Genomic DNA, 13,022 nt, shown 5'->3' with positions numbered 1-13,022 from the left:
GAAATGTTAGTTTTTGCGAGCGGATCCGGTTAACTCTGTGTGTCGTGACCCACTATGACAGGCCAGAGCGGGGGGCACGAAGGACCAACTCGGCCCTACCCGCGAGTAGAAAACCAGAGGTCAGTCCTCTGCGCTCCATTGGGCGCCGGTCTGGGCCATGTAGGCGGCTACCGCTGCTTCGGTGGTGGGATAGAAATGCTCCGGCTCGATTTCTCGGGTCAATCCGTACTTTTCGATCTTCTCCCGGGTCCTGTGCTTGACCTCGGCGAACACCAGGGAGATACCCTGCGCGTTCAGTTCGACATCCAGATCGAGCAAGACGTCCGCGGCGGTGGTGTCAACGTCCGTGATCGGCTCGGCCGCGATGACGATCCACCGCGGTTTGGGTTCCGTTCGTGCCAGGTGCCGGACGTTGTCGCGGAACGGCCGGACGTTGGCGAAGAACAACGGGGCGTCCCACCGGTAGATCACCAGGCCGGGCAGGTGCTTCGCGTCCGGGTGGACGCGGATGTCGTGAAACCCCTCATAGCCGGGCACCCGCCCGATCACGGTCTCGTACGGCCACCACGCCCGGCGGAAGATGTTCAGGATGGACAGCCCCACCGCAATGCCGATGCCGGGCAGGACGCCCAGGAACGCAACCCCAAGGAAGGCGGCCATGCACAGGTAGAACTCGGTACGCCTCTGGTGCCAGAGCCGAACCGTTCCGGGAATGTCGGCGAGGGAGATCGACGCCGTCATCACCACGGCCGCCAGTGCCGGCTGTGGCAGGTTCCGGAACAGCCCCGGCAAAAACACCAGCATGAGGAGGATCAGCACGGCGCCCGTCACGCCCGTGAGCTGCGACTTCGAGCCGGAACGTTCAGCGACGGCGGTCCGGGATCCGCTGGTGCTGACCGGGAAGCCCTGGAAGAGGCCCGCGGCCAGGTTCGCGGCACCGATCCCGATCATCTCCTGGTTGCCGCGGATTTCCTGCCCGGTGCGTGCGGCGAACGCCGTCGACGTCGAGATCGTGTCCGTCAAGGACACCAGCGCAATACCGAGGGCCCCGGCGAACATCAGCCCGAGGTCCGCGAAGTCCACCTGGGGAATGGTGAACGGCGGGAAGCCCCGCGGGAGTTCCCCGACCAGGGAGACGCCCTTGGCGGCCAGATCGAAGACCGCCGTGGCCGCGATCGCGGCGACCACCATGACGAGTACCGCAGGGACCTTGGGCAGCCACCGCTGCAGAACCAGTATCAGCACAATCCCGCCGATGCCGACCGCCGCCGCGGCGACCACCGTCTCGCCATTGGCCACGCCTTCGACGAATCCGACCAGGTCACCAATGAAGTTTTCGCTTTCGATCTTGAACCCGAAGAGCTTCGGGAGCTGGCCCACCAGGATGGTGATCGCGAGACCGTTCATGTAGCCGATCATCGTCGGCTTGGAGATGAGGTCGGCGATGAAGCCGAGCTTGGCCACGGACGCCAAGACCATGATGGCGCCGACCATGAGGGCAAGCATCGACGCGAGCGCGATCGCCTTCTGCGGGTCGCCGTCGGACGCGACAAGGGGCAGGACCGTCGCGGCGATCATGGGCCCGAGTGCAGAGTCGGGCCCCAGGACCAGGATGCGGGACGGGCCAAAGACCGCGTAGGCGAGCAGGCAGAGGATGCTGGTGTACAGCCCGGTGATTGGGGGCAGCCCGGCCAGCTCGGCATAGGCCATGCCCTGCGGAACGAGCAACGTCGTCAGGACGACCCCGGCGACGATGTCCTTGCCGAACCAGTCCTTTTGGTACGTCGCGACGGCATCGAATCCAGGCGCCGCCCGGCGCAGCCAGCCCTTGCGCCGCTCGCGGGTCTTTGTCATATCTGCACTCTGCCGCCCGCCCCCGCCCCGCGCATCCCCCGGCAAGGGTGAACCGCGTCGACCGGCGCAGTGCGCCCGGCGGAACCGGCAACGCGCTCCCGTTGTGTCCCCGGGCCGATGGGCCTAAAGTTGCGGTCTGCCCACTGCGCGCCGTCCCGCCGCTGAACACGCGCCGGATCAGGTGCCGGACAGGGCGTCCCACCGTTCCCGTTGAGGAGATATCTATGGAAACCCGCACACTTGGTTCACTCACCGTCTCAGCCCTGGGATTGGGCTGCATGGGCATGAGCGAGTTCTACGGCCACGGCGAGGACAATGAGTCCATCGCCACCATCCAGGCGTTTCTCGACGCCGGCGGAAGCCTGCTCGACACCGCTGACATGTACGGCCCCTTCACCAACGAAGAGCTGGTGGGCCGGGCCATCGCAGGCCGGCGCGACGACGTCGTCCTGGCCACCAAATTCGGCAACGAACGGCGGCCCGACGGATCCTGGGTGGGCATCAACGGCTCCCCCGACTACGTGCGCGCCGCTTGCGATGCCAGCCTGCAGCGGCTGGGCGTGGACCACATCGACCTGTACTACCAGCACCGGGTGGACAAGACCGTCCCGATCGAGGAAACCGTCGGGGCCATGGCTGAGCTGGTCCAAGCCGGCAAAGTCCGGCACCTTGGCCTGTCCGAGGCCAGCGCCGACACCGTGCGCCGGGCCCACGCGGTGCACCCCATCACCGCCCTGCAGACCGAATACTCGCTGTGGGAGCGCGAACCGGAGACCAAGGTCTTCCCGGTCCTCGCCGAGCTCGGCATCGGATTTGTGCCCTACAGCCCGCTGGGCCGAGGATTCCTGACCGGCCAGTTCCGCAGCCCCGAGGACTTTGCCGCAGACGATTTCCGCCGGCACTCCCCGCGTTTCCAGGGCGAGAACTTCGACCGCAACCTGCAGCTCGTGGACCGGGTCAAGGAGCTCGCGGATGCGAAGGGCTGCACCCCGGGGCAGCTGGCACTGGCCTGGCTGCTGGCCCAGGGCGAGCACATCGTTCCCATCCCCGGCACCAAGAAGGTCAACCGGCTGCGGGAAAACATGGGCGCTGCCGACGTCGAACTCTCCGCCGAGGACCTGACCCGCCTGGACGAACTGGCTCCCGCCGGGGTGGCGGCCGGAGCGCGGTACCCGCACATGGACTCGATCGACGTCTAAGCCGGCCGTTCGACAGCCAACGCGGGGTCACTTACGGCCCGTCCGGGGCCTCCGGATGGGCGCGTAGCGACCCCGCGTTGCTTGGGTGGTTAGTGTCCGGACGCGGCGAGCTCGGCCAGCAGCTCGGCCTTGCGTTCCTCGCTCGCGAAGGAGGACCGGATCGAGTTCGCAGCCATCCGGACGCAGTCGAACTCAGACAGGCCGATCACCGATTTCAGCTGCGCGAAGTTGTCGTCCACGTACCCGCCGAAATACGCCGGGTCGTCCGAGTTCACGCAGACGTTCAGACCCGCCGCGAGCATCGACGGCAACGGGTGCTCGGCCAGGGTGTCCACCGCGCGGAGCCTGACGTTGGACAGCGGGCAAACGGTCAGTGGCATGAGCTCGTCCACGAGCCGTTCCACGAGCTCCGGGTCCTCCATGCAGCGGATGCCGTGATCGATCCGCTCCACGTCGAGGAGGTCCAGCGCGTCGATGATGTACGACGGCGGGCCCTCCTCGCCGGCATGCGCGATCCGGTGCAGGCCGGCGTCCTTCGCCCGGGCGAAGAGCCGCTCGAACTTGGCCGGCGGGTTGCCCACCTCGGCGGAATCGAGCCCGATGCCGGCGATCGGGGCGTCCATGGCGAGCAGCTGCTCCAGCACCTCGAGGGCCGAGTCCTCGGTGAGGTCGCGCAGGAAGGCCGCGATCAGGAGGGTGGAGATGCCGAACTCTTCGCGGGATCCCGCCAGCACCGAGGCCACGCCGTTGACGCACGTCTGAAGCGGTATCCCGCGGGACAGGTGGGCCTGCGGGTCCAGCATGATCTCGGCGTGCCGGACCCCGGCGAGCGCCGCCCGGGCCAGGTAGGCGCGGGTCATGTCGGCAAAGTCCTGCTCCGTCTGCAGCACGGCCATGTTGGCGTAGTACAGGTCCAAAAAGGACTGCAGGTCAGTGAACTCGTAGCGCGAGCGCAACTCGTCCAGGTCCGCATAGGGCAGTGCGATCCCGTTGCGTTCCGCCAGCGCGAAGATCAGCTCCGGTTCCAGCGTTCCCTCGATGTGCAGGTGCAGCTCGGCGACCGGGAGCGGGAGGGGTTCGCCGGCCTCCGGCTCTTCCGGTTCTTCCGGCTCTTCCGCGGTCAACTGGGCATCGCCGTCGTGTGTTTCCATCCGGTAAGGATATGCCCGGCGCTCCCCGGAGCGGATAGAGTCGAACCAATGCAAAGTAAACAGCATGCTTCCCATTTGCCGCGCCCGGCCGGCCGGGACCTCATTCCTGATCTCGGTCCCGGCAATCCGTCGGACGGTTTTGTCCGGGTGCGCGGCGCCCGCGAGAACAACCTGCGCAACGTGGACGTAGACGTGCCCCGCGACGCAATTGTCGCCTTCACCGGCGTCTCCGGCTCGGGCAAGTCCTCCCTCGCGTTCGGCACCATCTATGCCGAGGCGCAGCGCCGCTACTTTGAATCCGTGGCCCCCTACGCCCGCCGGCTCATCCAGCAGGGCCACAACCCCAAGGTGGAAATGATCACCGGGCTRCCGCCCGCCGTCGCGCTCCAGCAGCGCCGCGGGACGCCGAGTTCGCGCTCCACGGTGGGCACCCTCACCACGCTGTCCAACTCTTTGCGCATGCTCTTCTCCCGCGCCGGCAGCTATCCGGACGGCGCCGGCCCGCTGGACTCGGACGCTTTTTCGCCGAACACGGCCGCCGGCGCGTGCCCCGAATGCCACGGACTCGGCATCGCGCACACCGTCACCGAGTCCTCCCTGGTCCCGGACACCGCGCTGAGCATCCGCGACGGCGCCATCGCCGCCTGGCCCGGGGCCTGGCAGGGCAAGAACCTGCGCGACATCCTGACCCACCTGGGCCACGACGTCGACACCCCCTGGCGGAAGCTGCCCAAAAAGGACCGCGACTGGATCCTGTTCACCGAGGAACAGCCCGTGGTGGAGGTGACGCCCCAGCGCGACCGCGTGGCCAAGCCGTACAAGGGCCGGTTCTGGAGCGCCAAAAGCTATGTGCTGCATACGCTCGCCGATTCCAAGAGCACCACCATGCGCGAGAAGGTGCTGCGCTTCATGGAGACCGGCCCTTGCCCGGTCTGCAGCGGCAGCGGCCTGACCCCGGCCGCGCTCGCCGTCACCTTCGCCGGGCACACCATCGCCGAGCTCAATGCCGTCCCCATGACCGAACTGGCGGACATCATCCGCCCCACCACCGAGCTCACGGAGGCCGGCACCGCGTCCCGCAAGCAGTCCTCCGGAGAGGGCAACGAGGTGGCCGTCGCCATTACCCGCGACCTCCTGCAGCGCGTCACGGTGCTGCTGGACCTCGGCCTGGGCTACCTGGCGCTGGGCCGGTCCACGCCCACGCTCTCCCCCGGCGAAATGCAACGGCTCCGGATCGCCACCCAGCTCCGCTCCGGGCTGTTCGGCGTGATCTACGTGCTGGACGAGCCCTCCGCCGGACTGCACCCCGCCGACGCCGAGCCCCTCCTCGCAGTCCTGGACCAGCTCAAGTCCTCCGGCAACTCGGTGTTTGTGGTGGAGCACAACATGGACATCGTCCGCCGCGCCGACTGGCTGGTGGATGTCGGTCCCCGCGCCGGTGAAGGCGGCGGCGAGGTGCTCTACAGCGGCCCCGTGGCCGGCCTCGCCGAGGTGGACGCGTCCGTGACCCGGCCGTTCCTGTTCCCGGACGGTTCGGCGGGTTCGGACGACGGCGGCGCCCGCCACAGCGCGGACGACGGCGGCGGTTCCCCCGCCAGCGGTACCCGGCGGGAACCTGCCGGCTGGCTGGAACTGCGCGACATCAGCCGCCACAACCTGCGCGAACTCGACGCCGACTTCCCGCTCGGCGTGCTGACCGCGGTCACGGGCGTCTCCGGCTCCGGCAAATCCACCCTGGTCAGCCAGGTCCTGGCCGAGGTGGTCGGCGCCAGGCTGCACCCGGAGCCGGACGCTGCCAAGGCCCCCGAGGACCTGGAGGCCGACGCCGGTGAGTCCACCGGGCCGCTCAGTGTCGGACCGGTCTCAGGCCTCGACCAGCTGGACCGGCTCGTCAAGGTGGACCAGAAACCGATCGGCCGCACGCCGCGTTCGAACCTCGCCACATATACCGGCCTCTTCGATGCGGTCCGCCAGGAGTTCGCGGCCACGGACGAGGCCAGGGCGAGGGGCTTTGGTGCCGGCCGCTTCTCCTTCAACGTTGCCGGCGGCCGCTGCGAGACCTGCCAGGGCGAGGGCTTCGTCGCCGTCGAACTGCTGTTCCTGCCCGGCAGCTACGGCCCTTGCCCCGAGTGCCATGGCTCGCGCTACAACCCGGAAACCCTTGAAGTGACGTACAAGGGCAAGAACGTGGCGGAGGTGCTGGGCCTGACGGTCAATGCCGCCGCGGAGTTCCTCGAAGGGGTGCCGGCGGCGGCGCGCAGCCTGCAAACACTGCGCGAGGTGGGCCTGGGCTATCTCCGCCTCGGCCAGCCGGCCACCGAGCTCTCCGGCGGCGAGGCCCAGCGCATCAAACTCGCCACCGAACTGCAGCGTGCCCAGCGCGGCCACTCCCTCTACCTGCTGGACGAGCCCACCACCGGCCTGCACCCGGCCGATGTCCAGCTCCTCATGGCCCAACTGCACCGGCTCGTGGACGCCGGCAACACCGTCATCGTGGTGGAACACGACATGGATGTGGTGGCCGCAGCGGACTGGGTGATCGATCTCGGCCCGGCCGGTGGCGACGCGGGCGGCGAGATCGTGGCGATCGGTACCCCGGCCGCCGTCGCGGGCTCCACGGCGAGCCGGACGGCTCCGTACCTGGCCGCAATGCTCGGAAGCTGATTCATGCGAGCAGCGGGTCGCGTGGGTCGGCGTCGGCGTCACTGCGGGCAGCGGGTCGCCGGGGTCGGCGTCACTGCGGGCCGGATGATAACGGCAGAAGCAGGGAAAGTAACGTCTTGATAACGGCACGGGGCTGACTTAGCCTAGTGTCCATGCCCGGCAACCGGGTATTGCATGCCCGGTGCTACCACCACCAGATACTGCCCGACCGGTAGACACCGCTATGACCTCTATTGTCAGGGGCGGGCAGTGGCGCGACAACGTCCGGGGACGGACCGAGCGCTGGTGGACCTCAGGAGCATCTGAACCATGAAGAAATCAACCTATGGCACTGCCGCGCGCCGCGGCGTCACTTTTGCGGCCGTCTCCATTGCAGGCGTCGCCCTGTCCGCCTCGGCCGCGAACGCGGCCGTACCGACCACAGCCCCCGCCTCCACGTGGGACTCGCTGGCCCAATGCGAAAGTGGCGGGAATTGGGCCACCAACACAGGAAACGGATACGCGGGCGGGCTGCAATTCAGCGCCAGCACGTGGGCGGCCCATGGCGGCACGGGGTCTCCGGCCAATGCCAGCCGTGCGCAACAGATCGCCGTCGCCGAGAAAGTGCAGGCCAGCCAGGGCTGGGGCGCGTGGCCAGCCTGCGCGGCCAAGCTGGGACTGCGCGGCGGCGCCGCGGCTCCGCAGAGTGCGGCCACATGGCAACGGCCCGCCGCGACTCCCGTCGCAGCCAAGGCTCCCGCCAGGTACGCCCCCAAGGCAGCCGTGCCGGCACCCCGCCACGTTGCACCGGTAGCCGTAAGTGGCCAGACCTACACCATCCGGAGCGGCGAAACCCTGAGCACGATCGCCGGGAAGCTCAACATCGCCGGAGGCTGGCACGCGCTGGCCGACGCCAACACGGCGACGATCAGCAACCCCCATCTGGTGTTCCCGGGCCAAGTGCTGCAGCTGCCCGCATAGGGCGGTTACAGCACTTGGCGTACAGCACGACACACAGCACGACGCCGGAGCGATCCCGCAAGGGGACGCTCCGGCGTCGTGGTGTTTCAGTGAGCCGTGCGGGCTCAGGCGGCCTGTGGGATTTCGCGGATAATCCGCACTTTCCAGGCGGCGTCGTCGCTCGTGTCCAGCAGGGCCACCGTGCCCATGGCCAGATGTAGCGCTACCCGTTTCGCGGCGAGGAGCTCAAGGTAAAGGCTTTCGTTCATCCGGGCCGGGGCGTCAATGACGTACTTCACGGCGTCGCGGACTTTGCGGTAGTTGGCGCTCCGCTCCCGGTGCAGGTGCAATTCCAGCATCCGGCGCTGCTTGATCCTGGGCTCGTGGCGGTTCAGCCAGGACACCGCGGCGTGGACGGCTACCACCAGGGTCAGTGAGATGACGTAGATCTCCCAGCCACTCGAGAGCAGGAACAGGGGCAGGTTGGCGATCGCCACTGCGGCGATGAAGAGGCGGAGGGCGACCAGGCGCCGCATGGTGAGGGCCACTCCAGCCATAGCCGCGCGGAACCCGCGCTGCTCGTCGCGGGCGGCAACCGGATCCAGCGTGAATTCCTCCAGCACCACTATCCCGTGGGCGTCGGGGCTGAGCATTTGTCCGTACTTAGGCACGAACGGCGCCGGTGCCACACTTACTGTTGGTGGCTCTGCTAGAGATGGTCCAGCTGAATAAGGCTCTGCTTGATAGGGCTCTGCTGAATAAGGCATGGGCGTGTCTTCCGTGGCGGCGGGAGTGGTTCATGTTATTTTAGCGGCTCTCCGGCATGCCTGTCTGCCCCGTTCCGTCATGTGAGCACCCTCACCGGCATGCGCCAGCAATTGGCGCATTTGGTCCGTGGCCTCAAACTGGAGAGATGCAGACTTTCCTCCCCTTCCCCGATTTCCAGCAGAGCGCCGCGGTTTTGGACCGTGTGCGGCTCGGCAAGCAGCGCGTCGAAGCGCTGCAGATCCTGCGTGCGCTGGTGATCCCGGAGTACGGCTGGCAGTCGCACCCGGCGATCCGGATGTGGATGGGGTACGTTCCTGCGCTGAGCATGTACGGCCTGGCCATGGTGGATGAATGGACGGCCCGCGGCGGCGAGGACACCACGCGCGAGAAGATCATGGAGTTCGCCCCGCAGGCGGCCCACCCCGATTACGCCGCCAAGATCCCGATGCCGCCATGGCTTGGCAACGCGGATTTCCACCTCAGCCACCGGTCCCGGTTGATCGCCAAGGATCCGCGGTTCTACACAGAGGTTTTCCCCGGCACGGACCCGGATCTGGAGTACATCTGGCCCGAACCGAAGCACGAGCTGGTGCCCGAGGATCCAGCCGGGGACCGCATGTGGGTTCTGCGCCTGCCCCTGGGCGACACCGAGCCCGCGCAGCTGAAGACTGTCAGCCTGCCGCCGGTTGGCCGCAGCAAGGCCCCCGCGGACGACGACTACCAGTTCGTCTATGCCGACTCGGGCTCCCGCCGTCCCGGCAAGGTGCGCAAGCTGCCCCCGAAGCAGCTCGTCAAGAAGCCCACCCGCAAGCGCCAGCAGCAGGAAGAGGCGTTCACCACCCTGCCCGGCAACTCCGTGGTTGCCATCCCGGTCAACGACGGCGCCGCGTTCGCCGTCGGCAAGGTCCTGGGCCGCCCGATCACGGTTGATGGCCAGTTCGCACGCAACTTCCAGGTCGACGAGATCGTGGACCGCTCCGCCTTCGATTACCCTGCCCTGATGCAGGACCCGCGGGCCTTCTTCCCGATCCCGGCGAGGTAGCAAAGGGCCGCACTGAACGACGCCGGGCGGGTCCCGGCGTCGGGTCGGATACTTCAGCCGCACTTGGAGATCCAAGATTTTCTCAAGCCTGCCCGTGGCGCTTCCCGAAGGCTGGCAGACTGGCTTCATGACTGTTCTGTTGGCCGGTTGCGGCGATCTTGGCACCGAGGCCGGGCTGCGTTTCGCGGCGGCTGGCCACCGCGTGGTGGGGTGGCGCCGTTCGCCGGAGAAACTCCCGGCCGCCATCGAGGGAGTCGCCGCTGACCTGGGCTCCGCTGAGCTGCCGCCCATCCCGGCGGACACCACCGCCGTCGTCGTCGCGATTGCCGCGGACTCCCCGACCGAGGAGGCTTACCGTGCCGCCTACGTGGACGGGCTGTCGAACGTCCTGGACGCGGTCCTCGCCTCCGGGGCAAACGTCCGCCGGGTCCTGTTTGTGTCCTCGACCGCCGTCTACGGAGATGCCGGCGGCGGCTGGATTGATGAACGCACGACGCCGGAACCCGCCGGGTTCTCGGGCCGCATCATCCGCGAGGCAGAGGAACTCCTCCACAGCCGCCTGCGCGGCACCGGCATCACCCCCGTAGTGCTGCGGCTCGGCGGAATCTACGGCCCCGGCAGGACGCGATTGATCGACCAGGTGCGCGGCGGAACCGCGGTCATTCCTGCCGCGTCGCGTTTCACCAACCGGATCCACCGGGACGACGCCGCCGCCGCGATCGTCCATCTGTGCACCATGGGCACGGTTCCGGCGGCGGTCTATCTGGGCGTGGACAATGAACCGGCCGAACTCGGCGACGTGCTGGAATTCCTGGCCGCGGAACTGGGACTCCCTGCGCCGGCGGCAGAGTCCACTGGTGCCGCGCGTGCGGCGGGTGCGGCGGCGGGCGGTGCCGCGGGTGCGGCGGCGGGCGGCAAAGCGGCGGGCGGCGAACCCTCGCGCGGCGGAAATAAGCGGGCCAGCAACGGACTGATCCGCAGCACCGGTTTCGAGTTTCAATACCCCAGTTTCCGAGAAGGCTACCGAGCCGTTCTCGCCGGTATCGGCGTCCGGCACCCGTAAGGTTTGAATCTCACTGCCCACTTTCTCCGAGGGGAACAATGGATCTTCAGCACATTATCGAGACGGCCGGCCGATTCATGGACTTCGCCGGCGTGGCCGTCATGGTAATCGGCGCCCTCGTTTCCATCCCCATGGCGCTGCGCGGATTCCAGCCGGAACGCCTGCCGACGGGCTCCGCGCCGCTCTCCGTCTACCGCTCCTACCGGCAACTGCTGGGCCGGTCCATCCTCCTCGGGCTCGAACTGCTCGTCGCGGCCGACATCATCCGATCCGTCGCCGTCACGCCGACCTTCGAGGGCGTCGGCGTGCTGGCCATTATTGTGCTTATCCGGACCTTCCTTAGCTTCTCGCTCGAGCTGGAAATCACCGGACGCTGGCCTTGGCAGACTCGGCGCCAGGGTTCCTCTGATTCCTCCGCAGGTGGCTGAAACCCTTCCGGGTGGCACGGAGCCCGGCTAGGCTCGCGGCATGACAGACACCGCGCGTTCTCTTGCCCCCAAAGCCACCGAACTGCTCCGTCTCCACCACGCACCGGAAATTCTCCAACTCGTCAACGTCTGGGACGCGATCACCGCGAAGGTGGTTGCCGGCGTTCCGGGGACCAAGGCATTGGCCACGGCCAGCCACTCCATCGCTGCGTCGCGCGGGTACGAAGACGGCGAGAACATCCCGGTGGACGAAATGATCGCCGCCGTCGGGGTGATTGCCGCCGCCACGCCGCTGCCCGTCAGCGCTGATCTCGAAGCGGGCTACGGCAACCCCGGCGAAACGGTACGCAAGGCGATTGGCGTCGGCGCTGTCGGCGCCAACATCGAGGACCAGATGCGCCCGCTCGCCGACGCCGTTGAACAGATGAGCGCTGTAATCCGCGCCGCCGAGGCCGAGGGCATCGACTTTGTCCTTAACGCCCGCACCGACGCCTTCTTGAAGGGCAAGGACCGGGACCCTTCTGCGGTGCTTGCGGACGCCATTGAGCGCGGCCGGGCCTTCCTCGACGTCGGTGCGACCACGGTGTTCGTGCCGGGCCTGCTGGACGAGCCGACTGTCACCGCGTTGGTGGAAGGCATTGGGTGGAACAAGGTCTCGGTCATCAATGTGCCCGGATCCCTGGCACCGGCCACATTGCAGGAACTTGGCGTGGCGCGCATTTCCTACGGCCCGTGGACCCAGCGCGTGGCGCTGACAGCGTTGGCCGATGCGACGGCGGCAGTATTGGCCGGCGGAGCCCTTCCGGAAGGCACCCGGGCATTGAACTGACCCTGCTTCCGCGGACCTTTCCCGATGCCAAGTGACTCCGCCGGCCGACCGATTCTCATGGTGCCGACCGGCTCGTACACTGCTGACCGAAGACCCTGCCGACGGAAGTCCCGCCGGCCGAACACCCTGCCGACCGAAGGGAGCTGATCCGATTGGGCGGTGATCCTTGGCCGGCTGCACCCGAGCTTCCGGCGCCAATCATCATGGACCAGCGGTGGCTGGATGCCGTCTTCCTGCACTGGCGCATTCCTGATGCAGTGGCGGCGCGGTTCATGCCACCGGGCGTCGCGCCGGATGTGTTCGACGGGTCAGCGTGGGTGGGGCTAATCGGCTTTCGTATGCAGGGTGCCGGAGTCGGTCGCGGTCCCGGCATCCCCTATTTCGGAAGCTTCAACGAGATCAACGTGCGCCTCTACTCCCGCGAGCCGGACGGCACCCGTGGTGTCGTTTTCCGCAGCCTGGATGCCTCACGCTTGGCGGTGGTGCTGGCCGCGCGGGCGGCCGGAATACCTTATGTGTGGTCGCGGGCGAGTTACGTGGGCGCCGATGACTTTGCCGGATCGGCGTCGGCTGGATATTCCGTGCGGCGCTTTCGAGGCGGCACCCGCAGCGATTTCTCGGTCGTCCCAGAGCCCGACGTCGCCGCCACCGACGCGCTGTCGATCCACCTCACGGCCCGGTTCGGTCTGCATTCACGGTTCAGGGGCAGGACCATCTATGTGCCCAACACGCACAGTGCATGGCCGCTGTACCGCGCGCAGCTGATCGGCCTTGAGGACCAATTGGTGCGCGCCGCGGGAATCGAAGTGGCCGGGCAGCCCGAATCCGTACTCTTCTCGCCCGGAGTTCACACGCAGTTTGGCTGGCCACGGGTCCTGCACAGCACGATGTGAGACCTGCCTGATCGCCCGTCGGTCCGCGGGCACGTGGCACCGCGGGGACAGAGTGATCACGCGTGGTGCCCTCCTAAAATTGTCGGAGCCCTCAAATAGACTCGAGCCATGGAAGCCGTCAGGGATTTCATCAGGGATTTCACCGCCTGCGGGGACGAGGCGCAGGGCACGGACCGGGGTGCAGCCCCGGTC

The 13,022-nt window shown here is 67.7% G+C and carries 11 protein-coding genes; 8 read left to right on the top strand and 3 right to left on the bottom strand.

What is annotated here, in order from left to right; genetic code table 11:
• Positions 1-120: 120 nt before the first annotated feature.
• On the bottom strand, positions 121-1,854 hold the full coding sequence (locus AC1D1W_RS12310; protein WP_243182199.1) for a SulP family inorganic anion transporter: 1,734 nt from the start codon (positions 1,852-1,854) through the stop codon (positions 121-123).
• Positions 1,855-2,078: 224 nt separating this feature from the next.
• Between AC1D1W_RS12310 and AC1D1W_RS12305 the strand changes: the two genes are divergently transcribed.
• Positions 2,079-3,053, top strand: coding sequence for an aldo/keto reductase (locus AC1D1W_RS12305; protein WP_476943824.1), 975 nt, complete (start codon positions 2,079-2,081; stop codon positions 3,051-3,053).
• Between the two features lie 89 nt (positions 3,054-3,142).
• On the opposite strand, the gene AC1D1W_RS12300 is transcribed toward AC1D1W_RS12305, so the two are convergent.
• Positions 3,143-4,204 carry an adenosine deaminase gene (locus tag AC1D1W_RS12300; protein WP_243182201.1) on the bottom strand — a complete coding sequence of 354 codons (1,062 nt, stop codon included), beginning with the start codon at positions 4,202-4,204 and terminating at the stop codon, positions 3,143-3,145.
• A gap of 48 nt (positions 4,205-4,252) precedes the next feature.
• Between AC1D1W_RS12300 and AC1D1W_RS12295 the strand changes: the two genes are divergently transcribed.
• Both AC1D1W_RS12295 and AC1D1W_RS12290 read left to right on the top strand, forming a co-directional pair.
• The gene (locus tag AC1D1W_RS12295) at positions 4,253-6,868 is read left to right on the top strand and encodes an excinuclease ABC subunit UvrA (protein ID WP_476943823.1); all 2,616 of its coding nucleotides are present in this window, start codon (positions 4,253-4,255) and stop codon (positions 6,866-6,868) included.
• 309 nt (positions 6,869-7,177) lie between these two features.
• Positions 7,178-7,828, top strand: coding sequence for a LysM peptidoglycan-binding domain-containing protein (locus AC1D1W_RS12290; RefSeq protein ID WP_243182203.1), 651 nt, complete (start codon positions 7,178-7,180; stop codon positions 7,826-7,828).
• 104 nt (positions 7,829-7,932) lie between these two features.
• Here AC1D1W_RS12290 and AC1D1W_RS12285 read toward each other — a convergent pair whose 3' ends face one another.
• Positions 7,933-8,460, bottom strand: a complete 528-nt coding sequence (locus AC1D1W_RS12285; protein WP_084476203.1) for a hypothetical protein — start codon at positions 8,458-8,460, stop codon at positions 7,933-7,935.
• Between the two features lie 260 nt (positions 8,461-8,720).
• Here AC1D1W_RS12285 and AC1D1W_RS12280 point away from each other — a divergent pair, with 260 nt between their 5' ends.
• The 5 genes from AC1D1W_RS12280 (at position 8,721) to AC1D1W_RS12260 (ending at position 12,830) form a co-directional block, all read left to right on the top strand.
• Positions 8,721-9,617 carry an MSMEG_6728 family protein gene (locus AC1D1W_RS12280; protein WP_476943822.1) on the top strand — a complete coding sequence of 299 codons (897 nt, stop codon included), beginning with the start codon at positions 8,721-8,723 and terminating at the stop codon, positions 9,615-9,617.
• Positions 9,618-9,744: 127 nt separating this feature from the next.
• Positions 9,745-10,680: an SDR family oxidoreductase gene (locus AC1D1W_RS12275; protein WP_476943821.1), complete on the top strand. Its 936-nt coding sequence runs from the start codon at positions 9,745-9,747 to the stop codon at positions 10,678-10,680.
• A gap of 38 nt (positions 10,681-10,718) precedes the next feature.
• Entirely contained in the window at positions 10,719-11,108 is a 390-nt protein-coding gene (locus AC1D1W_RS12270) for a DUF1622 domain-containing protein (RefSeq protein ID WP_476943820.1), read from the top strand.
• 40 nt (positions 11,109-11,148) lie between these two features.
• Complete coding sequence (locus AC1D1W_RS12265; protein WP_243181535.1) at positions 11,149-11,937, top strand: isocitrate lyase/PEP mutase family protein; 789 nt, start codon at positions 11,149-11,151, stop codon at positions 11,935-11,937.
• A gap of 203 nt (positions 11,938-12,140) precedes the next feature.
• A complete protein-coding gene (locus AC1D1W_RS12260; protein WP_243181536.1) occupies positions 12,141-12,830 on the top strand; it encodes a YqjF family protein in 690 nt (229 codons plus the stop codon).
• The last annotated feature ends 192 nt before the right edge of the window (positions 12,831-13,022 follow it).

The sequence above is a fragment of the Arthrobacter sp. P1_B4 genome (genome assembly GCF_056406555.1).
This window is presented reverse-complemented; position numbering and strand designations above follow the sequence as displayed.